17 protein-coding genes are annotated in these 21,946 nt (G+C 68.6%); 11 read left to right on the forward strand and 6 right to left on the reverse strand.

Going from position 1 to position 21,946, the window contains the following annotated elements; all coding sequences use genetic code 11:
- The first annotated feature begins 13 nt into the window (after positions 1-13).
- The 8 genes from QZ772_RS18915 (at position 14) to QZ772_RS18950 (ending at position 12,177) form a co-directional block, all read left to right on the forward strand.
- Positions 14-343 (forward strand): NAD(P) transhydrogenase subunit alpha, encoded by a 330-nt coding sequence (locus QZ772_RS18915; protein WP_295529453.1) that lies wholly within the window; start codon positions 14-16, stop codon positions 341-343.
- Positions 344-347: 4 nt separating this feature from the next.
- On the forward strand, positions 348-1,832 hold the full coding sequence (locus QZ772_RS18920) for an NAD(P)(+) transhydrogenase (Re/Si-specific) subunit beta (RefSeq protein WP_295529455.1): 1,485 nt from the start codon (positions 348-350) through the stop codon (positions 1,830-1,832).
- Positions 1,833-1,949: 117 nt separating this feature from the next.
- A complete protein-coding gene (locus tag QZ772_RS18925) occupies positions 1,950-3,629 on the forward strand; it encodes a long-chain-fatty-acid--CoA ligase (RefSeq protein ID WP_295529457.1) in 1,680 nt (559 codons plus the stop codon).
- 154 nt (positions 3,630-3,783) lie between these two features.
- Complete coding sequence (locus QZ772_RS18930; protein WP_295529460.1) at positions 3,784-6,138, forward strand: xanthine dehydrogenase family protein molybdopterin-binding subunit; 2,355 nt, start codon at positions 3,784-3,786, stop codon at positions 6,136-6,138.
- 219 nt (positions 6,139-6,357) lie between these two features.
- Positions 6,358-7,632 (forward strand): glutamate-5-semialdehyde dehydrogenase, encoded by a 1,275-nt coding sequence (locus QZ772_RS18935; protein WP_295529462.1) that lies wholly within the window; start codon positions 6,358-6,360, stop codon positions 7,630-7,632.
- 111 nt (positions 7,633-7,743) lie between these two features.
- On the forward strand, positions 7,744-9,045 hold the full coding sequence (gshA, locus tag QZ772_RS18940) for a glutamate--cysteine ligase (RefSeq protein WP_295529464.1): 1,302 nt from the start codon (positions 7,744-7,746) through the stop codon (positions 9,043-9,045).
- A gap of 164 nt (positions 9,046-9,209) precedes the next feature.
- Complete coding sequence (locus QZ772_RS18945) at positions 9,210-11,078, forward strand: potassium transporter Kup (protein WP_295529466.1); 1,869 nt, start codon at positions 9,210-9,212, stop codon at positions 11,076-11,078.
- A 340-nt stretch (positions 11,079-11,418) separates the two neighbouring features.
- Entirely contained in the window at positions 11,419-12,177 is a 759-nt protein-coding gene (locus tag QZ772_RS18950; RefSeq protein WP_295529468.1) for a TSUP family transporter, read from the forward strand.
- A gap of 70 nt (positions 12,178-12,247) precedes the next feature.
- Here the strand turns inward: QZ772_RS18950 and mrdA are convergent, their stop codons facing one another.
- The 4 genes from mrdA to QZ772_RS18970 all read right to left on the reverse strand — a co-directional run bounded on the left by mrdA (position 12,248) and on the right by QZ772_RS18970 (position 17,040).
- Positions 12,248-14,218 carry a penicillin-binding protein 2 gene (mrdA, locus tag QZ772_RS18955; protein ID WP_295529470.1) on the reverse strand — a complete coding sequence of 657 codons (1,971 nt, stop codon included), beginning with the start codon at positions 14,216-14,218 and terminating at the stop codon, positions 12,248-12,250.
- A gap of 70 nt (positions 14,219-14,288) precedes the next feature.
- On the reverse strand, positions 14,289-14,810 hold the full coding sequence (gene mreD / locus QZ772_RS18960; protein WP_295529472.1) for a rod shape-determining protein MreD: 522 nt from the start codon (positions 14,808-14,810) through the stop codon (positions 14,289-14,291).
- Complete coding sequence (mreC, locus tag QZ772_RS18965) at positions 14,807-15,907, reverse strand: rod shape-determining protein MreC (protein WP_366510618.1); 1,101 nt, start codon at positions 15,905-15,907, stop codon at positions 14,807-14,809. The genes mreD and mreC overlap by 4 nt, the downstream gene beginning before the upstream one ends.
- A gap of 89 nt (positions 15,908-15,996) precedes the next feature.
- On the reverse strand, positions 15,997-17,040 hold the full coding sequence (locus QZ772_RS18970; RefSeq protein ID WP_058642686.1) for a rod shape-determining protein: 1,044 nt from the start codon (positions 17,038-17,040) through the stop codon (positions 15,997-15,999).
- A gap of 231 nt (positions 17,041-17,271) precedes the next feature.
- Here QZ772_RS18970 and gatC point away from each other — a divergent pair, with 231 nt between their 5' ends.
- Genes gatC through gatB form a run of 3 tightly spaced genes read left to right on the forward strand, consistent with a single transcriptional unit; the run spans position 17,272 to position 20,554 of the window.
- The gene (gatC, locus tag QZ772_RS18975; RefSeq protein WP_058642685.1) at positions 17,272-17,571 is read left to right on the forward strand and encodes an Asp-tRNA(Asn)/Glu-tRNA(Gln) amidotransferase subunit GatC; all 300 of its coding nucleotides are present in this window, start codon (positions 17,272-17,274) and stop codon (positions 17,569-17,571) included.
- Positions 17,568-19,058, forward strand: coding sequence for an Asp-tRNA(Asn)/Glu-tRNA(Gln) amidotransferase subunit GatA (gene gatA, locus QZ772_RS18980; RefSeq protein WP_295529475.1), 1,491 nt, complete (start codon positions 17,568-17,570; stop codon positions 19,056-19,058). The genes gatC and gatA overlap by 4 nt, the downstream gene beginning before the upstream one ends.
- Before the next feature lie 2 nt (positions 19,059-19,060).
- On the forward strand, positions 19,061-20,554 hold the full coding sequence (gene gatB, locus QZ772_RS18985; protein WP_295529477.1) for an Asp-tRNA(Asn)/Glu-tRNA(Gln) amidotransferase subunit GatB: 1,494 nt from the start codon (positions 19,061-19,063) through the stop codon (positions 20,552-20,554).
- Here the strand turns inward: gatB and QZ772_RS18990 are convergent.
- Both QZ772_RS18990 and pyrE read right to left on the reverse strand, forming a co-directional pair.
- Positions 20,520-21,245, reverse strand: a complete 726-nt coding sequence (locus QZ772_RS18990; RefSeq protein ID WP_295529479.1) for a DUF4124 domain-containing protein — start codon at positions 21,243-21,245, stop codon at positions 20,520-20,522. The genes gatB and QZ772_RS18990 overlap by 35 nt on opposite strands.
- Positions 21,238-21,927, reverse strand: coding sequence for an orotate phosphoribosyltransferase (gene pyrE / locus QZ772_RS18995; RefSeq protein WP_017757167.1), 690 nt, complete (start codon positions 21,925-21,927; stop codon positions 21,238-21,240). The genes QZ772_RS18990 and pyrE overlap by 8 nt, the downstream gene beginning before the upstream one ends.
- Between the last annotated feature and the right edge of the window lie 19 nt (positions 21,928-21,946).

Here is a 21,946-nt window from a genome sequence, read left to right on the forward strand (position 1 = left end):
AGGAACGCGCACCATGGACATCGTCAACCCGACCCTCATCAACCTCACCATCTTCGTGCTGGCCATCTACGTCGGCTACCACGTGGTGTGGACCGTCACACCCGCGCTGCACACACCGCTGATGGCGGTGACCAACGCCATCTCGGCCATCGTCATCGTCGGCGCCATGCTGGCGGCGGCGCTCACCACCACGCCGCTGGGCAAGGTGATGGGCGTGGCAGCCGTGGCGCTGGCTGCGGTCAACGTCTTCGGCGGCTTCCTGGTCACGCGCCGGATGCTGGAGATGTTCAAGAAGAAGGAGCGCAAGGCCCCTTCCACCGCAGCCAACGCCGAGGGGAAGTGACGCCATGTCGATGAACCTCGTCACGCTGCTCTACTTGGTGGCCAGCGTCTGCTTCATCCAGGCGCTCAAGGGCCTGTCGCACCCGACCACCTCGATCCGCGGCAACGTCTTCGGCATGGTCGGCATGGCCATCGCCGTGCTGACCACGGCGGCGCTGATCGTGCGCCTGGCCGGCTCGCCGCTGGGGCTCGGCTGGGTGCTGGTGGGCCTGGTGATCGGCGGCGGCGCCGGCGCCTTCATGGCCCAGCGCGTGGAGATGACCAAGATGCCCGAGTTGGTCGCCTTCATGCACAGCATGATCGGCCTTGCGGCGGTGTTCATCGCCGTGGCAGCGGTGGTGGAGCCCTGGGCCTTCGGCATCGTGCCGCCGCCTGTGTCGGCAAGAGCGACCTACACGACGCCCGCGGGCACCTTGTTCGTCGACGGCTTTGCGCGTTCGCCCATTCCCTTCGGAAACCGGCTGGAGCTGTTCCTGGGCGCGGCCATCGGCGCCATCACCTTCAGCGGTTCTGTGATCGCCTTCGGCAAGCTGTCGGGCAAGTACAAGTTCCGCCTGTTCCAGGGCGCGCCGGTGCAGTTCAAGGGACAGCATGCGCTGAACCTGGTGCTGGGTCTGGCGACGATTGGCCTGGGCCTGGTGTACATGGCCACCGAGAGCTGGAGTGCTTTCCTGCTGATGCTGGCGCTGGCCTTCGTGATGGGCGTGCTGATCATCATCCCCATCGGCGGCGCCGACATGCCGGTGGTGGTGTCGATGCTCAACAGTTATTCGGGCTGGGCGGCGGCGGGCATCGGCTTCTCGCTCAACAACAGCATGCTGATCATTGCCGGCTCGCTGGTGGGCAGCTCGGGCGCGATCCTGAGCTACATCATGTGCAAGGCCATGAACCGCTCCTTCTTCAGCGTGATCCTGGGCGGCTTCGGCGGCGAGGCCACGGCGGCCGCCGCTGGCAGTGCCGTGCAGCGCCCGGTCAAGAGCGGCAGTGCCGACGATGCCGCCTTCGTGCTGGGCAACGCAGAGACCGTGATCATCGTGCCCGGCTACGGCCTGGCCGTGGCACGGGCCCAGCATGCCGTCAAGGAACTGGCGCAGAAGCTCACCGACAAGGGCGTCACCGTCAAGTACGCCATCCATCCGGTAGCCGGCCGCATGCCCGGCCACATGAACGTGCTGCTGGCCGAGGCCGAGGTGCCCTACGACCAGGTCTTCGAGATGGAGGACATCAACAGCGAATTCGGCCAGGCCGACGTGGCCATCATCCTGGGCGCCAACGACGTCGTGAATCCGGCCGCGCACACCAAGGGCAGCCCGATCTACGGCATGCCGATCCTGGAGGCCTACAAGGCCAAAACGGTGATCGTGAACAAGCGCTCGATGGCGGCCGGCTACGCGGGCCTGGACAACGAGCTCTTCTACATGGACAAGACCATGATGGTCTTCGGCGATGCCAAGAAGGTGGTCGAGGACATGATGAAGGCCGTGGAATAAGGCATTGCCTCACCGGGCGCGGCGCCTGATGGCGCTGCCGCTTTGCTACGATTTCAAGAGCCTGGCCGCCGCCGCTGCAGCGGCCACTTTTCATTCCGGACATTGGAGACATTGCACATGACCGACCGCCCCTGGCTCAGCAGCTACCCGCCGGGCGTGCCAGCCGACATCGACCCCGCGCAGTACGCCTCGCTGGTGGCGCTGATGGACGAGAGCTTCCGCAAGTACGCGGACCGCTCCGCTTACAGCTTCATGGGCAAGCTGGTGAGCTACGGCGACGTCGACCGCGCCAGCCAGTCCTTCGCCGGCTACCTGCAGGGGCTGGGCCTAACCAAGGGCGACCGCGTGGCGGTCATGATGCCCAACTGCCCGCAGTACCCCATCGCGGTGGCGGCCATCCTGCGCGCGGGCCTGATCCTGGTGAACGTGAATCCGCTCTACACCGCCCGTGAGCTGGAGCACCAACTCAAGGACAGCGGTGCCAAGGCCATCGTGATCATGGAGAACTTCGCCAGCACACTGCAGAAGTGCATCGCGAATTCGATGGTCAAGCATGTGGTGCTCGCTTCCATGGGCGACCGGCTGGGCCTGCTCAAGGGCGCCATCGTCAACTACGTGGTGCGCAACGTGAAGAAGCTGGTGCCGGCCTTCAGCCTGCCGGGCGCGGTGCGCTTCAACGACGCGCTGTCGCAGGGCCGCCGCCGCGGCCTGCAGGCACCGGCCATCGGCGGCGACGACGTGGCGGTGTTGCAGTACACCGGCGGCACCACCGGCGTGAGCAAGGGCGCCGTGCTCCTTCATCGCAACGTGATCGCCAACGTGCTGCAGTCCGAGGCGTGGAACAGCCCGGTGATGCAGCGTGTGCCGCAGGGCGAGCAGCCCACCACCGTGTGTGCGCTGCCGCTGTATCACATCTTCGCCTTCACGGTCGGCATGATGCTGTCGATGCGCACGGGTGGGCTGCTGATCCTCATCCCCAATCCGCGCGACCTGGCCGCCACGCTCAAGGATCTCTCCAAGCACCGCATCCACAGCTTCCCGGCCGTCAACACGCTGTTCAACGGCCTGGCCAACCACCCGGACTTCAACACGGTGGACTGGAGCCATCTCAAGATCTCGGTGGGTGGCGGCATGGCGGTGCAAAGTGCCGTCGCCAAGCTGTGGCTCGACAAGACCGGCTGCCCGATCTGCGAGGGCTACGGCCTGTCCGAGACTTCGCCTTCGGCGACCTGCAACCCGACGACCAGCCAGGAATACAGCGGCACCATCGGCGTGCCGCTGCCCAGCACCGAGATCATCCTGCTGGACGATGCCGGCCAACCGGTGCCGCTGGGCCAGGTGGGCGAGATCGCGCTGCGCGGCCCGCAGGTCATGGCGGGCTACTGGCAACGCCCGGACGAAACCGCCAAGGTGATGACCCCGGAAGGCTGGTTCAAGACCGGCGACCTGGGCGTGATGGACGAGCGCGGCTACACCAGGATCGTGGACCGCAAGAAGGACATGGTGCTGGTCAGCGGCTTCAACGTGTACCCCAACGAGGTCGAAGACGTCGTCGCCACCCTGCCCGGCGTGCTCGAGTGCGCGGTGGTCGGCGTGCCCGACGACAAGACCGGCGAGGCCGTCAAGCTGGTGATCGTCAAGAAGGATCCCGCGCTCACCGAGGAGCAGGTGCGCAGCTTCTGCCACGACAACCTGACCGGCTACAAGCGGCCCAAGATCATCGAGTTCCGCACCGATTTGCCCAAGACGCCTGTGGGCAAGATCCTGCGGCGCGAGTTGCGCGACGCGCGCAAATAGGCCGACCTACAGCAAAGGGCGGCGCGGCGCTTGCATGGCGTCCGCACCGTCCGGCCGCCCGACGGCCATGCCCCGCGTTCCAAGCGGGGCGGCAGGCAACCGGGTAAAACGGGCGGCGGTACGTGCAACACCTTTTCCCTTTACGGAGACGCCCATGCTGGACAACGCGCATTCCGCCGCTTCGACCCCCGCCCCTTCAGCCGGCCGCTTCGGCAGCGGCCAGGCCGTGCGCCGCCTGGAAGATGAGGCCCTGCTTGCCGGCCGTGGCCGCTACACCGACGACATCCGGCTCCAGGGTTGCGCCACGCTGGCCTTCCAGCGCTCGCCGCACCCGCATGCGCGCATCCGAAGCATCGACGCCGAAGCCGCGCGCGCCTTGCCGGGCGTGCTGGCCGTCTACACCGGCGCCGACCTGGTGGCCCAGGGCGTCCAGCCCATCCCCGGCGTGGCCGGCTTCGTGCGCGCCGATGGCTCACCCGGCGTGACCGCCGCCCGTCTGCCGCTGGCTCACGACGTGGTGCGCTTCGTCGGCGAGCCGGTGGTGGCCGTGGTCGCCACCTCGCTGCAGGCCGCCAAGGACGCGGCCGAGGCCGTGTGGGTGGATTACGAAGACCTGCCGGCGATTCCCACCCTCGACGCTGCGCTGGCCGAGGGCGCGCCCACTCTGTGCGAGGCAGCGCCCGACAACATCAGCGCCGAGATGCGCCACGGCGATGCCGAGGCCGCAGCCCGCGCCTTCGCCGGGGCGGCGCATGTCGTCGAACTCACCGTCGACAACCAGCGCGTCGCCGCCGTCACGCTGGAGCCGCGCGCCGTGCTGGCCGAGATCGATGACCAGGATGGCCGCCTCAGCCTGCAGATGAGCACCCAGATGCCCACCGGCGTGCGTGGCACCCTGGCCACGGTGCTGGGGCTGCCGGCGGAGCAGATCCGCGTGCGCGTGAGCGACGTCGGCGGCGGCTTCGGCATGAAGACCGGCCTGTACCCTGAGGACGCGGTGGTGGCCTTCGCTGCCAAGGCACTCGGCCGCGGCGTCAAGTGGACCGGCGAGCGCTCCGAGGAATTCCTCACCACCACCCATGGCCGCGACGTGCGAGCCCGCGCCGCCATGGCGCTGGACAGCGACGGCCGCGTGCTCGCCCTGCGCGTGCACAGCGACGCCAACGTGGGCGCCTACCCGACCGGAACCGGCGTGGCCATCCAGCTGCTGATCGGCCCCTGGGTGCAGACCAGCGTCTACGACATCCCGGTCATCGACTTCCACTTCCGCGCGGTGATGACCAACCAGTCGCCCACGGGCGCCTACCGCGGCGCCGGCCGACCCGAGGCCATCTTCCTCATCGAGCGGCTGATGGACGAGGCCGCACGGCAGACGGGCATCGACCGCGTGACCCTGCGCCGGCGCAACTTCATCCGCCCGGAGCAGATGCCCTACACCAACCCGATGCGCCAGACCTACGACACCGGCGCCTTCGAGCACATGATGGACCGGGGCCTGGCCTTCGCCGACTGGAACGGCTTCGACGCCCGCGCCGCCGAGTCGGCCGCGCGCGGCCTGTGGCGCGGCCTCGGACTCGCCACCTTCCTCGAATGGACGGGCGGCAACGTGTTCGAGGAGCGCGTGACGGTGGACGTGAAGGCCGACGGCGTGATCGAGGTCTATTCGGCCGTCAACGCCATGGGCCAGGGCATCGCCACCACGCTGGCACAACTGGTGGTGGACGCCTTCGGTGTGCCCATCGAGCAGGTGCGCGTGGTGCTTGGCGATACCGACCGCGGCAATGGCTTCGGCAGCGCGGGCTCGCGCTCACTGTTCACCGGCGGCTCGGCCATGCGCACCGGCGCCGACCGCACCCTGGCGCGCGGCCGCGAACTGGCGGCCGAGGCGCTGGAGGCTGCGGCCGCCGACATCGACTACGGCCAGGGCCGCTTCACCGTACGCGGCACCGACCTGGGCATCGGCCTGTTCGAGCTGGCGGGCCGCCAGGCCGAGGGCCGCATCTTCGTGGACTCGACCAGCAAGGTGGACGGGCCCACCTGGCCCAACGGCTGCCATGTCTGCGAGGTCGAGGTCGATCCGCAGACCGGCGACGTGGCCGTGGTGGCCTATGCCTCGATGAACGACGTCGGCCGCGTGGTCAACCCGATGATCGTGCGCGGCCAGCTCGACGGCGGCGCGGTGCAGGGCATCGGCCAGGCGCTGCTGGAGCAGGTGGTCTACGACGAAGCCACCGGCCAGCTGGTGACGGGCAGCCTGATGGACTACGCACTGCCGGTGGCCGGCACGGCACCCGACTTCCGCACCGAGATGGACGAGTCCGTGCCCTGCAAGAACAACCCGCTGGGCGTGAAAGGCGTCGGCGAGCTGGGCACCATCGGCGCCACGCCGGCGGTGGTGAACGCGGTAGCCGATGCGCTCGCGCGCAACGGGCGCGGCGCGCTGGCGCCCCGGCTGCAGATGCCGCTGACGCCGGTCCGGGTCTGGTCGCTGCTGCAGCAGGCGGATTGAGAGGCTGGGCGTTCGGGCCGGGCTTCGACAGGCTCAGCCTGAACGGTTTGGGGGTGTGCCTGGTACAGCCAAACTCTGCCAGGCGCTTGGTGGGGCACCCGGCTTCAGCAGGCTCCGCCCGAACGGTGCGAGGGCGGTTGGCCTCCACGAACTTTGGCCGAAGGGGCAGCGATCCCCCCACCCCGCCCCGGGCACGAGCCCGGTGAGAAAATCGCGCCCATGAACGCGATCTCCACCCTCGAACTGATGAACACGCTGGGCGCCCAGGCGCGCGCGGCGTCGACGCAGATGGCCAAGGCCAGCGCCGCGGCCAAGGCCCGCGCGCTGCGCAGCCTGGCCGAACGACTGCGGGCGAGCGTGGAACCGCTGGGCGAGCACAACGCCCGCGACCTGGAGCGTGCCCGCGCCGCCGGCCTGGCCGAGCCGATGGTGGACCGTCTCAAGCTCACGCCCAAGGTCATCGCCACCTGCGCAGAGGGCTGCGAGCAGCTGGCCGCCATGCCCGACGTGATCGGCGAAATTATCGGCATGAAGCAGCAGCCCAGCGGCATCCGCGTGGGCCAGATGCGGGTGCCCATCGGCGTGTTCGGCATGATCTACGAGAGCCGGCCCAACGTGACCATCGAGGCCGCCAGCCTGGCGATCAAGAGCGGCAACGCCGCCATCCTGCGCGGCGGCTCCGAGGCCATCGACTCCAACAAGGCCCTGGCGGCTCTGGTGCGCGCCGCGCTGCTGGACGCTGGCCTTCCTGAGGACGCCGTCCAGCTGGTGCCCACCACCGACCGCGACGCCGTCGGCCGCTTGGTCGCCATGCCCGAGTATGTGGACGTGATCATCCCGCGCGGTGGCAAGGGCCTGATCGAGCGCATCAGCCGCGAGGCCAAGGTGCCGGTCATCAAGCACCTGGACGGCAACTGCCACACCTTCGTCGATGCCAGCGCCGATCTGGACATGGCCGTCACCCTGGTCGACAACGCCAAGACGCAGAAGTACAGCCCCTGCAACGCGACCGAAGGTTTGCTGGTCGCCCGCGCCATCGCGCCGGCCTTCCTGCCACGCATCGGCGCCGTCTTCGCCGCCAAGGGCGTGGAGATGCGCTGCGATCCCGAGGCTGCAGCCCTGCTGGCCGGCCAGCCCCGGGTGGTGGCCGCCACCGAGCAGGACTGGTTCGAGGAATACCTGGCGCCGATCATCAGCATCAAGCTGGTGGACGGCGTGGACGAGGCCATCGATCACATCAACCGCTACTCCAGCCACCACACCGACGCCATCGTCACCAACGACCACAGCCATGCGCAGCGTTTCCTGCGCGAGGTCGATTCGGCCAGCGTGATGGTGAATGCGAGCACGCGCTTCGCGGACGGCTTCGAGTACGGGCTGGGCGCCGAGATCGGCATCAGCACCGACAAGTTCCACGCCCGCGGCCCGGTGGGCATCGAGGGCCTGACCTCGCTGAAGTACATCGTTCTGGGACAGGGCGAGATCCGCCGCTGACCCGGCTGCGTACCAGAGAGCGGCCGCCGCACTGTCATGGGAGCGGCCAGGCCGGCTGCCTACAATCGCCGGTCCGCCTCTGGCCGCAAACCCGCATAACAAGGCAGCCGCATGGTTCCGCATCTCGTCACCGCCCTGACCGGCCCGATCAACGAACTGGAGCAGCGCATCCTCGACGGCATGCCCGCCATCGAGCGCTGGTTCCGGCTCGAGTGGATGGAGCACACCCCGCCCTTCTACACGGCCGTGGACGTGCGCAACGCCGGCTTCAAGCTGGCGCCGGTGGACACCAACTTCTTCCCCGGTGGCTGGAACTACCTGACCACCGAGATGCTGCCGCTGGCGGTGCAGGCTGCCCAGGCCGCGATCGAGAAGATCTGCCCCGAGGCCCGCAATCTGCTGGTCATTCCCGAGAACCGCGGCCGCAACACCTCGTACATGGCCAACGTGGCGCAGCTGGTGCGCATCTTCCAGATGGCGGGGCTGAATGTCCGGGTAGGCTCCATCGACCCGGCCATCAAGTCGCCCAAGAAGGTGGAATTGCCTGACGGCAGCACGGTCTGCCTGGAACCCGTGGTGCGCAGCAAGCGCCGCCTGGGGCTGAAGAACTTCGACCCGTGCACCATCCTGCTCAATACCGACCTGGCCGCCGGCACGCCCGGCATCCTGGAAGACCTGCACGAGCAATACCTGCTGCCGCCGCTGCATGCCGGCTGGTCGGTGCGGCGCAAGAGCAACCACCTCCACAGCTACGAGGAAGTCTCCAAGCGCTTCGGCAAGCTGCTGGGCATCGATCCCTGGCTGATCCAGTCGATCTATGGCCGCGCCGAGGGCGTGGACCTCGCCCGCAACAAGGGCGTCGACGGCCTGACGGCCGCGGTCGATCAGGTGCTGACCAAGGTGCGCCGCAAGTACAAGGAATACGGCATCAACGAGAAGCCCTTCGTCATCGTCAAGAGCGAGAACGGGGCCAGCAGCCTGCCGATTTCCACCATCCGCGACGTCAAGGAGCTCGAGGCCCTGACGAAGAAGCCCCGCCAGAAAGCCATGGCCGGCGCCACCACCGACGATGCCGGCCCGACGGATGTGATCGTGCAGGAAGGCGTGCTGACCCGCGAGCGTGTCCACGACGGCATGGCCGAGCCGGTGGTCTACATGATGGACCGCTATGTGGTGGGCGGCTTCTACCGCGTACACCCCGACCGCGGCGCGGACGAGAGCCTGGCCCTGCCGGGCGCGAGCTTCGTGCCGCTGGCCTTTTCCCAGAGCGGCCACCTGCCCCAGCCCGGCGCCAAGCCGGGCGCCAGCGCGCCCAACCGCTTCTACATGTACGGCGTGATTGGCCGCCTGGCCATGGTCGCCGCCTCCTACGAACTCGAAGCCACCAACCCCGAGGCCGAGGTCTACGAGTGATCCGGCGCCGTCCCGCAGGGGCCCGCGCGGGCTTGCGGCCAGACGGGCGGCGCGCACAATCCACACTTCCACAGCAACGGAAAATCGAGGGCGGAGCTTGGCTCCCCGGCGCCACGAGGCGGCCGGCGGGGTAAGGCGCGGCCCGGCCCTTTCCTCGCCACTTCGTGTCTGCCTCCAAGTCTTCCATGCCGGCGCTCGTGCTCGGCGCCATCGGCATCGTCTATGGCGACATCGGCACCAGCGTGCTGTACGCCATCAAGGAAATCTTCGGCCACGGCCACGTTCCCTTCACGGTCGAGAACGTGTACGGCATGCTCTCGATGATCTTCTGGACGATGACCATCATCGTCTCGCTGAAGTACGTGGTGCTGGTCCTCAGGGCCGACAACGAGGGTGAAGGTGGCCTGGTGGCCATGCTGGCGCTGGCCTCGCGCGCAGTGGCCGACAAGCCGCGCCTGCGCAACGGCATGCTGGCGCTGGGCATCTTCGGCACCGCCCTGTTCTATGGCGACGGTGTGATCACACCGGCCATCTCGGTGCTTTCGGCGGTCGAGGGCCTGGAGGTGGTGTCGCCGCACTTCACCGGCTATGTCATTCCGATCACGCTGGTGGTGCTGTTCTGCCTGTTCGCGGTGCAGAAGCGCGGCACGGCGGGCATCGGCCGCTTCTTCGGGCCGATCACGCTGACCTGGTTCGGTGTGCTGGCGCTGCTGGGCGTGGCGCAGATCCTGACGCACCCCGAGATCCTCAAGGCGATCAGCCCGCACTACATGCTGCGCTTCATCTGGGACAACCCGGGCACCAGCTTCATCATCCTGGGGGCCACGGTGCTCTGCGTGACCGGGGCCGAGGCGCTGTATGCCGACATGGGCCATTTCGGCAAAGGCCCGATCCGCATCGCGTGGTTCTCGGTGGTGATGCCGGCGCTGGTGCTCAATTACTTCGGTCAGGGCGCCCTCCTGCTGGGCAATCCGGCGGCGGTGAAGAACCCCTTCTTCCTGATGGCGCCTGAATGGGCGGTGGTGCCTGTGGTGCTGCTGGCCACGGCCGCCACGGTGATTGCCTCGCAGGCCATGCTGACGGGCGCCTTCAGCGTCACGCGACAGGTGATCCAGCTGGGCTACCTGCCCCGACTGCGCATCGAGCACACCAGCGCGCGTTCGGCGGGGCAGATCTACATCCCCTTCATCAACTGGTCGCTGTTCGTGGCCATCGTGCTGGCCGTGGTGATGTTCCGCAGTTCCAGCAACCTGGCGGCGGCCTACGGCATCGCGGTGACCACCGACATGCTGATCACGACGATGCTCACCTTCTTCGTGATCCGCTATGCGTGGAAGCTGCCGCTCCTTCTGTGCATCGGCGCGACGGTGACCTTCTTCATCATCGACTTCGCCTTCTTCGCCTCCAACCTGCTCAAGCTGCCGCAGGGCGGCTGGTTCACGGTCATGATCGGCATGGGCATGTTCACGCTGATGATCACTTGGAAGCAGGGCCGCAGCCTGATGTCAGAGGCCCAGCGCGCCGATGCCATCGACCTGCGCAGCTTCCTGGAGGCCGTGTTCGTCAGCCCGCCGGCGCGGGTCGAGGGCACGGCGGTCTTCCTCACGTCCGAGACCGGTGTGGTGCCGACGGCGCTGCTGCACAACCTCAAGCACAACAAGGTGCTGCACGAGCAGAACCTCTTCGTCACGGTGCGCAACCATGAGGTGCCCTGGATTTCCATGGAACGCCGGGTGGAGATGGAGCCGCTGGGCCACCATTGCTGGCAGATCACCATCCACTACGGTTTCAAGAACGACATCGATTTGCCCCGCGCGCTGGAGCAGGCCAAGCTGCGCGGCTGCCAGCTGGAGCGGATGATGACCAGCTATTTCATCTCGCGCGACACCGTGATCCCGACGCTGGGCAGCGGCATGGCCCCCTGGCGCGAGAAGCTCTTTGCGCAGATGCACCACAACGCCAGCGGCGTGGCGGACTTCATGAGCCTGCCGAACAACGCCGTGGTGGAGTTGGGCTCCAAGATCGAAATCTAGCCGCGCATCCACGGATGCGCGCTGCCCGAATCCGGGCCACGGGTTAGTCCCAATGCACTACCGCGGTGCAGGACCTAAAGTCTCGCCACTCGCAGCAGGCACCGCCCTGCTGATGCGCGAGGGTCTGAGGAGACAAATCCAGAAAAATCAAAATTCATGAGATTCCCAAAGGCCTCCGTCCGACGAGAAGCCAAACAACTTTCAAAGCGCCGCGCAGTCGGCGCTTTTTTTTGCGCCGCTTATGGTCAGGCCTGCTCCACGCGGTAAAGAAATGGCTCAGCCCAGCTTGGTGTAGCGCTCCCAAAAGAGGAGCGACTCACGCTGCGACAATGCCGCCCCTATGGAATGGGCATGGATGGCATTGGCCTCGCTGACGGCGGGATTCATGGACGCGATCGTCGGCGGCGGCGGGCTGGTTCTGGTGCCGGCGTTGTTCGCTGCGTTTCCCGACACCGCCGGCGCCACGCTGCTGGGCACCAACAAGAGCGCCTCGGTCTGGGGCACGGCCGCCTCGGCCGGGCAGTACCTCCGGCGTGTGCGTCTGCCCTGGCGTTCGCTGTCGGTGGCGGCCGTGCTGGCCTTCGGCGGCTCGCTCATGGGAGCCTGGGTGGTGACCTGGGTACCGACGGACGCGTTGCGGAAGGCCCTGCCCATCGTCCTGGGGGCGCTGTTGCTCTACACCCTGGCCCGCAAGGACCTGGGACTCACGCACCAGCCGCGCTTCACGGGCAAGGCCGAACTGGCCGCCACCGGCACCGTGGGCCTGATGCTGGGTTTCTACGACGGCATCTTCGGGCCGGGCACCGGCAGCTTCCTGATCTTCCTGTTCGTGCGATGGCTGGGGCACGACTTCCTGCATGCGTCGGCCAGCGCCAAGGTCATCAACATCATGACCAACCTGGGTGCATTGCTGCTCTTCGGCTTGAAGGGCCATGTGATCTGGACGCTGGGCCTGGCCATGGCCGTGGCCAACATCGGCGGCAGCCTGATCGGCACGCGACTCGCGCTGCGGCATGGGGCCGGCTTCGTGCGCGGCGCGTTCATCGTCGTGGTGAGCGCACTGATCTGCAAGACGGCCTACGACGCGTTCCTGCGGTGAGTGCTGGATGGCGCAACGCCCCCGTTGCGGCCGGGCTCAGCAATCCCAGGACACGCAGGCGTCGCCCTCCTCAGGGCGCCGTCGCAGCCGACGCGGCCGAAGATGGCAGCGCCACCTCCGTCGCCGGCAGCGGCTGCCCGATGGGTGCAGCCGCCTTGCCGGCGCGCACCGCGGCCATGTCCTGCTCGTTGGGATACTGGCCCAGCAGCCAGTAGTCGAACACCCGCCGCACGATGGGCGCGGCCGCGGCGGCGCCGAAGCCGGCGTTCTCCACGATCACCGCCAGCGCAATGCGCGGGTTCTCGGCCGGCGCGAAGGCGGCGAACAGTGAATGGTCGCGCTGGTGCTCCTCCAGCGCCTTGGCGTTGTACTTGACGTTCTGGCCCAGGCTCACCGCCTGGGCGGTGCCGGTCTTGCCGGCCGAGGTGTAGGGCGCGCCGGCGAAGATGCGCGTGCCCGTGCCGGCCTTGTTCACCGCCACCAGGCCCGTACGCACGATCTCGATGTTCTTCGCCTTGAAGCCGAGGTTCTCGCCCGGTGGCTGGATCTCTTCCTGCACCTGACCGGTCACGGTGTTCTTGATGGCCTTGACCAGGTGCGGCCGGTATTTGGTGCCGCCGTTGGCGAGCGTCGCCTCGGCGGAGGCCAGTTGCAGCATGGTGAAGTTGTTGTAGCCCTGGCCGATGCCCAGCGACACCGTCTCGCCGGAGTACCAGCGACGGGCCTCCGGCCGCTTGTTGACGCTGCGCTTCCATTCGGTGCTCGGCAACACGCCGCGCACCTCACCGGGCAGGTCGATGCCGGTGATCTGGCCGAAGCCGAGCGGCTTCATGAAGTCGTGGATGGTGTCCACGCCCATGTCGACCGCCAGCGAATAGAAGTACGTGTTGCTGGAGAACTGGATGGCCCGCACCATGTCCACGCCGCCCAGGCCACCCTCGTGGCTGCGGAAGGTGTGGCCACCATAGGTGTAGTAGCCGGGATCGTTCATCACCATGGTCGGCGAGCGCTTGCCGAGTTCGAGCGCGCCCAGCGCCATGAAGGGCTTGTAGGTCGAGCCGGGCGGATAGGTGCCGCGCAGCGCCCGGTTGAGCAGCGGCTTGTCGATCGATTCATTGAGCGCCGCCCAGCTCTCGCTGTCGATGCCTTCAACGAAAAGGTTGGGATTGAAGGTGGGCTTGCTGACGAAGGCCAGCACCTCGCCGTTGCGCGGATCGAGCGCCACCAGCGCACCACGGCGGTCACCGAACATGTCCTCCACCAGCTTCTGCAGCTTGATGTCCAGCGACAGCATGACGGTGTTGCCGGGCGTGGCCGGATGGCTGGCCAGGCGCCGCACCGCGCGGCCGCCCGCGGAGGTCTCCATCTGCTCGACGCCGGTCTGGCCGTGCAGCACCTTCTCGTAGCTCTGCTCGATGCCCAGCTTGCCGATGTAGTCGGTGCCCTTGTAGTTGGCCTGGTCCTCTTCAGGCCAGTCTTCCATGGCAGCCTTCTCGCGCTGGTTGATGCGGCCGATGTAGCCCAGCACATGGCTGGCCAGATCGCCCATCGGGTAGCTGCGGAAGAGCCGCGCCTTGATCTCCACGCCCGGAAAGCGGTAGCGCTGGGCCGCGAAACGGGCCACCTCCTCGTCGGTCAGGCGGGTGCGGATCGGAATGGAGTCGAAGCTGCGCGAGTCCTCGCGCAGGCGCTTGAAGCGGCGGCGGTCGCGCGGCTGGATCTCGACGATCTGGCCCAGCGCGTCGATGGTCTGCTCCAGGTCGCCGGCCTTGGAGGGCGTGATCTCCAGCGTGTAGGCCGAGTAGTTGGAGGCCAGGATCACACCGTTGCGGTCCAGGATCAGCCCGCGGTTGGGCACCACCGGCACCACGGCCGTGCGGTTGCTCTCGGCACGCTCGGCCAGTTCCTCGTGGCGCGTGACCTGCAGATGGAACAGGCGCAGGCCCAGCAGGACGAACGCCGTCAGCACCACCAGACCGATCACCAGCACCCGGCGCTTGAAGCGCGCGAGGTCGGCGGCGACGTTTCGGATCTCGGTCATGGCAGGGTCGGGTCGGACGGGCGCGCGAAGCTTAGGACGACAGCGAGGGCATGCATAGCAAGACCCGCACTCACAGAGGGCGGTTCTCGTCCTGCTCCGGCGGCCGGCGCTGCGGAATCAGCAGCAGCCAGGTGGCCAGCGGCCACAGCATCGACTCGATGGCCGCACCCAGCAGGGTGATCCAGCCCGGGAAGATGCCGCCGCCGACCAGCCGGATGCCCAGCTCGATCAGCCGCGACAGCGCGAAGAGCGGCACCAGCTGCAACGCCTGGGCCGAAAGCCGATACCAGAGCAGGCGCCGATGGATGGTGATGGCGAAGAAGCTGAGCGTGGCATAGGACAGCGCATGCTGGCCGAGCAGGGAGGACTCGTGCACATCCATGGCCAGGCCGAAGACGAAGGCCGCCCCCAGTCCAATGCGGGCGGGCTGGTGCACGCCCCAGAACACGAGGACCACCGCCAGCAGGTCGGGCATCCACGGCAGCCGTCCCAGCGGCAGCATGTTCAGCAGCAGCGCGACGAACAGGCTGCCCCAGATGAAGAGGGGTCGCACGGGCAGCAGCAGCTGCTCCTGGCCGGGGCGCATGATCATGGCGCCGCCCCTCCGGTTGCCGGCGCGCGGTTGGTGGACGCTTGCGGCGCCTGGGCAGGCGCGGGCGACGCGACGCGGGGCGCCGCAGACGCCGTCGGCGCCACAGATGCGGCGGGCGTACCGGGCCGATTGGCCGGCGCGGGCATGGCCGAGGCCGGCGTGTCGTTCTTGCGACCCGGCCGCTCGGGCTTGCGCGCATCGGCCGGCCCGGCGGCAGGGCTGGGCCGGACCACGGGCGGCGCCTCGCCCACCGGCGTGAGCACCATCACGTAGCGCGCCGCGCCGACGCGGGCCAGCGGCACGCAGTGGATGCGCGCGAAGGCGGTGTCTGCCCGGCGGTCGATGCGGTCCACGCGCGCCACCGGCAGGCCCGCGGGGTAGACGCCGTCCACGCCACTGGTGGAGAGCAGGTCGCCTTCGCGCACATCGGCATTGGCGGCGGTGAAGCGCAGCTCCATGCCGGCGCTGTGCGGGCCGGCATCGCCGAAGGCCACGCTGCGCGCACCGGTGCGCGTGTTCTGCACGGGGATGGACAGGTCCCGGTCGATCACCAGGGTCACCTCGCTGGAAAAGGCCATCACCCGCGTCACCTGGCCCAGCACGCCCTGCTCGTCGATCACCGGCGAACCCGCGGCGATCCCATGCACCTGGCCCTGGTCGATGACGACCTTGCGGGTGTACGGGTCGGCAGCGTCGTACAGCACCTCGGCAGCGCGGCCGGGCGTGGGTGCGTTCTGCCGCAACTCCAGCAGCGTGCGCAGGCGGGCGTTCTCGCGCGCGAGCGCGTCGGCCTGGCTGGCGCGCTCGGACTGCAGCACCAGCCGGCGCCGCGCATCGGCCTCGTTGCGCTGGGCGGTGGCCAGGTCCTCGAACTGCCGGTTGGTGGCCGACACCCACTGCACCGGCTTGAGCACCGCCCACTGCAGCGGAAACAGCAGCGTGCCCACCGCCGTTCGCACCGGCGCCACCACGTCGAAGCGCGCATCGGCCACCATCAGGAACACGGCCAGCGCGCTGCAGAAGACGAAGCGCGACAACGCCGACGGCCCCTGGTTGAACAGGGGCGGGGCGGAGCGGTCGAGCGTGCCGAGCGGCATGGGGTCGGACCTGGCGGGAAGAGGCGGCGTCTATATGGCAAAAAGGCCGGCCCGTGGAACGGGGCCGGCCTGCGGACAGCGGCGGCGGCTTACTCGCTGGTGAAGATGCTGCCCAGGCGGTCCATGCGCTCCAGGGCGATGCCGCAGCCGCGCACCACGCAGGTCAGCGGGTCTTCGGCCACCAGCACGGGCAGGCCGGTCTCTTCGGCCAGCAGGCGGTCCAGGTCGCGCAGCAGCGCGCCGCCGCCGGTGAGCATCATGCCGCGCTCGGCGATGTCGGCGCCCAGTTCAGGCGGCGTCTGCTCCAGCGCGTTCTTGACGGCCGAGACGATGTTGTTGAGCGGATCGGTCAGCGCCTCCAGCACCTCGTTGGAGCTGATGGTGAAGCTGCGCGGCACGCCTTCGGAGAGGTTGCGGCCCTTGACCTCCATCTCCTTGACCTCGGAGCCGGGGAAGGCCGAGCCGATGGTCTTCTTGATGACCTCGGCCGTGGGCTCGCCGATCAGCATGCCGTAGTTGCGGCGGATGTAGTTGATGATGGCCTCGTCGAAGCGGTCGCCGCCCACGCGCACGGAGCCCTTGTAGACCATGCCGCCCAGCGAGATCACGCCCACCTCGGTGGTGCCGCCGCCGATGTCGACCACCATGGAGCCGCTGGCCTCGGACACCGGCAGGCCGGCGCCGATGGCCGCCGCCATGGGTTCCTCGATCAGGTAGACCGAGGTGGCGCCTGCGGCCTCGGCGGCGTCCTTGATGGCGCGGCGCTCGACCTGGGTGGAGCCGCAGGGCACGCAGATGATGATGCGCGGGCTGGGCGTGAGCAGCGTGCGCGGGTGCACCATCTTGATGAACTGCTTGATCATCTGCTCGGTGATCACGAAGTCGGCGATCACGCCGTCCTTCATCGGGCGGATGGCCTCGATGTTGCCGGGCACCTTGCCCAGCATGGCCTTGGCCTCGGCGCCCACCGCCTGGATGACCTTCTTGCCGTGCGGACCACCCTCGTGGCGGATGGCGACGACCGAGGGCTCGTCCAGCACGATGCCCTTGTTGCGGGCGAAGATCAGGGTGTTGGCGGTGCCGAGGTCGATCGCGAGGTCGGTCGAGAAATACCGACGGAATGCTCCAAACATGGGCGATGTCCTTGCGGAGGGGCACGGCGGGCGCTTCGGACCGGCGTCGCCCCTGAGGTGAAGAGAGAAAAGGGAGAAGTTGGGTGGCTTTGCCGCTCGCCGTGGCGGCCGTGCCGGCACATTGGCGGCAGTTGCGGCAAAGGCGGGATAATACCCGATTCCCCCTGGCGCTTTCCCTACTTGCAGGCCCTTCTGCACGCAAACGGGGCGCCTGCTCTCTGGGTTTTTCCGATGTCTCTCTCCACCACCGATACCGCGCGCATCGCGTCGCTGGCGCGGCTGGCGCTGGCGCCCGACGAAAGCGAACGCCTGCGCGGCCAGATCAACGGTTTCTTCGACCTCGTCGAGCGCATGCGCGCCGTGGACACCACCGGGGTCGAGCCGCTGTCGCACCCGGTCTCCGCCATCGAGGACATCGTCCTTCGCCTGCGCGAGGACGCCGCCACCGAGCCCAACCAGCGCGAGGCCAACCAGAAGAGCGCCCCCGCCGTCGAGAACGGCCTGTTCCTCGTGCCGAAGGTGATCGAATGAGCGCGACCGATCTGCACCACCGTGGTGTGGCCCAACTGGCCCGCGCCCTGGCTGGGCGTGAAGTCTCGGCCGTGGAGACCGCCCAGCACTTCCTGGGCCGCATGGCCGCCCGCCAGGACCTGGGCGCCTTCGTGGCGGTCGACGAAGCCGCCACGCTCGCCCAGGCTCGCGCCACCGACGCTGCCCTGGCCGCCGGCAGCGTCGGCCCGCTGGCCGGCGTTCCCGTCGCGCACAAGGACATCTTCGTGACCACCGGCTGGCCCAGCACCGCCGGCTCGCGCATGCTGGCCGGCTACCAGTCGCCCTTCGACGCCACCGTGGTGCGCAAGCTGCGCGAGGCCGGCATGGTCACGCTGGGCAAGCTCAGCTGCGACGAATTCGCCATGGGCTCTTCGAACCAGAACGTGGCGGTGCCAGCGGTCGGCGCCGACCAGCCCGTGCCCGTGCGCAACCCCTGGGACACCTCGCGCGTACCCGGCGGCTCCTCCGGCGGCAGCGCCGTGGCCGTGGCCGCGGGCCTGGCGCCCGCCGCCACCGGCACCGACACCGGCGGCTCGATCCGCCAGCCGGCCAGCTTCTGCGGCATCACCGGCATCAAGCCCACCTACGGCCGCGCCAGCCGCTACGGCATGATCGCCTTCGCCTCCAGCCTGGACCAGGCCGGCCCCATGGCCCGCTCGGCCGAGGACTGCGCCCTGCTGCTGTCGGCCATGTGCGGGCCCGACCCCGACCGCGACTCCACTTCGCTCGACCGGCCCGCCGAAGACTTCGCGCAGGGCCTGACCGGCTCACTCGACGGCCTGCGCATCGGAGTGCCGAAAGAGTTCCTGGGCGAGGGCGTGGCGCCAGGCGTGCGCGCCGCCATCGAGGCCGCACTGGCCGAGTACGAAAAGCTCGGTGCGAAGCGCGTCGAAGTGAGCCTGCCGCGCACCGAACTGGCCATTCCCGTCTACTACATCATTGCCGCGGCCGAGGCCAGCTCCAACTTGAGCCGCTTCGATGGCGTGAAGTTCGGCCACCGGGCCAGCCAGTACAAGGACCTGGCCGAGATGTACATGAAGACCCGTGCCGAAGGCTTCGGCGACGAGGTCAAGCGCCGCATCATGATTGGCACCTACGTGCTCTCCCACGGCTACTACGACGCCTACTACCTGCAGGCGCAGAAGGTGCGCCGCATGATCGCGGACGACTTCCAGGCCGCCTTCCGCGACTGCGACCTGATCGCCGGCCCCGCCGCGCCCACCGTGGCCTGGGCCCTCGGCGCGCACAGCGACGACCCCGTCGCCGACTACCTGGCCGACATCTTCACCCTGCCCGGCTCGCTGGCCGGCCTGCCGGGCCTCTCCCTGCCCTGCGGATTCGACGGCGGCATGCCCGTGGGCCTGCAGCTGATCGGCAACTACTTCGCCGAAGGCCGGCTGCTGAACGCCGCCCACCGCTTCCAGCAGGCCACCGACTGGCACCAGCGCACGCCGGAGGGCTTTTGAGCATGAGCACCGAGACCAACACCTTCGCCGCCGCCCAGGAGGGCCGCCCCACCGGCCCGCTGGTGCAGGGCTATGAAGTCGTCATCGGCTTCGAGACGCATGCCCAGCTCTCCACGCAAAGCAAGATCTTCAGCCGCGCGCCCACGGCCTTCGGCGCCGAGCCCAACACGCAGGCCTGCGCGGTGGACCTGGCGCTGCCCGGCACGTTGCCGGTGATGAACCGCGGCGCCGTCGAGCGCGCCATCCGCCTGGGCCTGGCCCTGGGCAGCACCATCGCGCCGCGCAGCATCTTCGCGCGCAAGAACTACTTCTATCCCGACCTGCCCAAGGGCTACCAGATCAGCCAGTACGAGATTCCGGTCGTGCAGGGCGGCTCGGTCAGCTTCTGGCTGGGCGAGGAACTCAAGACCGTGCGCCTGGTGCGCGCCCACCTGGAGGAAGACGCCGGCAAGTCGCTGCACGAGGACTTCGTCGGCCAGTCGGGCATCGACCTCAACCGCGCCGGCACGCCGCTGCTGGAAATCGTGACCGAGCCCGACATCCGCTCCAGCGCCGAGGCCGTGGCCTATGCGCGCGAGCTGCACAAGATCGTCACCTGGATCGGCATCTGCGACGGCAACATGCAGGAAGGGTCCTTCCGCTGCGACGCCAACGTGTCGGTGCGTCGGCCGGGCCAGCCGCTGGGCACGCGCCGCGAGATCAAGAACCTCAACAGCTTCCGCTTCATGCAGCAGGCGATCGACTTCGAGATCCGCTGGCAGATCGAGCAGATCGAGGACGGTCACGCCATCCAGCAGGCCACGGTGCTGTTCGACCCCGACACGGGCGAGACGCGCGCCATGCGCACCAAGGAAGACGCGGCCGACTACCGCTACTTCCCCGACCCCGACCTGCCGCCGCTGGTGATCGGCCGCGACTGGGTCGATGCGGTGAACGCGCAGATGCCCGAGCTGCCGCGCGCCATGGCCGAGCGGTATGTGCGCGACTTCGGCCTGACCGATTACGACGCGACGCAGCTCACGCAGAGCCCGGCGCATGCCGCCTATTTCGACGCCGCGGTGGCCGCAGGCGCCGCGCCCAAGCTGGCCAGCAACTGGCTGTCGGGCGAGATCGCCAAGCGCCTGAACACGCAGGAGATCGCCATCGATGCCGCGCCGGTCACGCCATTGCAACTGGCCCAGCTGATCGGCCGCATCGGCGACGGCACCATCTCCAACAACGCCGCCCGTCAGGTCTTCGACGCGCTGTGGAGTGGTGAAGGCGAGTCGGTCGACGCCCTCATCGAGGCCAAGGGCCTCAAGCAGATGAACGACACCGGCGCGCTGGAGAAGATCGTCGACGACGTGCTCGCCAAGAACGAAAAGAACATCGCCGAATACCGCGCCGGCAAGGAAAAGGCCTTCAATGCCCTGGTCGGCCAGGTCATGAAGGAGAGCAAGGGCAAGGCCAATCCGGCCCAGGTCAACGCGCTGCTGAAGGCGCGGCTGGGCGGCTAGGCGCCCAGAGCCGGTCCAGGCGCTGGCGCTCCTCGTCGAAGCGGGCGTCGATGCGCTGCTTCTCGTCCTGCTGCTCGCGCAGCAGGCGCTCCTGCAGCGTCACGGCCGCACCGTTCTCGCTGATCCGTGTCTTCAGCGCAGCGGGAACGCGGGCCGGGTCCTTGCTGTAGAACTCGAGCTCGCCGTCCAGCTTGCGGCGCGCCTCGGCCAGTTCGGCCAAGCGCTTGCGCGCCGTCACGATCTCGGCTTCGGCCTGCGCGAGCGCCTCGGCGCGGCGGCGATCGTGGGCCGCGGCATCGGGATAGCGCGCCAAGAGGGCCAGATCACGCCGCCGCTCGTCGCGGCGCTGGGCCTCGGCCCGCTCCTCCTCCCGGCGACGCTGCTCGCGCTCGGCCTGCTGCTGCGGCGAAAGCGCCGGCTCGATGCGCCGCCGCACGGTGCCGTTGGGCGACAGCTCCAGCTGCAGGCGGTCGGCACATTCGGCGATGTAGCGGTCGGAGGTCAAGTGCCGCCCCCGCGCATCGGTGCAGGTGTAGATGCTGCCCTGGGTCGTGGCGCTGCCCGGTTGCTGCGCCAGGGCGGTGGCCGGTCCGCCCAGCGCGGCGGCAAACACGGCCGGCATCGCGCACAGCGATGCCAGGGCACGCGGGTGCGGAACCTGGAAGATGACCGCGCGACGGGCCTCAGGCACCGTAGCGCTCGCGGTAGGCCTGTACGCTGGCGCGGTGGGCGCGCAGCTCGGCACCGGCGCGCTGGTCCAGATAGGCCAGCAGGTCGTCGAGCGTGGCGATGGCCACCACGGCCATGCCCAGCTGATCGCGCACGTACTGCACGGCGCTGTGGGGCACGTCCTGGCCGTTCTCGGTGGCCTGCTCCTGGCGGTCCAGCGCGATGGCCACGGCATGCGGCGTGGCACCGGCGGCGCGGATGGTGGCGATGGACTCACGCACCGCAGTACCGGCGGACATGACGTCGTCCACGATCAGCACGCGGCCGGCCAACGGTGCGCCCACCAGGGAGCCGCCCTCGCCGTGGTCCTTGGCTTCCTTGCGGTTGTAGGCGAAGGGCACGTTGCGTCCGCGGCGCGCCAGCTCGGCCGCCACCGTCGCACCCAGCGGGATGCCCTTGTAGGCGGGGCCGAAGATCATGTCGAACTCCAGGCCGGAGTCGATCAGGCGCGCTGCATAGAATTCCGCGAGCCGCGCGATGCGGGCGCCGTCGTTGAACAGGCCCGCGTTGAAGAAGTAGGGACTCAGCCGCCCGGCCTTGGTCTTGAACTCGCCGAAGCGCAGCACGCCAGCCTCGATCGCGAACGCCACGAAGTCCTGCGCCAAGCGCGCGTTCTGGTGCTGCTGCTTCTCGTCCACTGCCATCCGGATTCCTCGAAGAAAC

The organism is uncultured Pseudacidovorax sp. (assembly GCF_913773995.1).
Classification (GTDB): Bacteria; Pseudomonadota; Gammaproteobacteria; order Burkholderiales; family Burkholderiaceae_C; genus Xenophilus.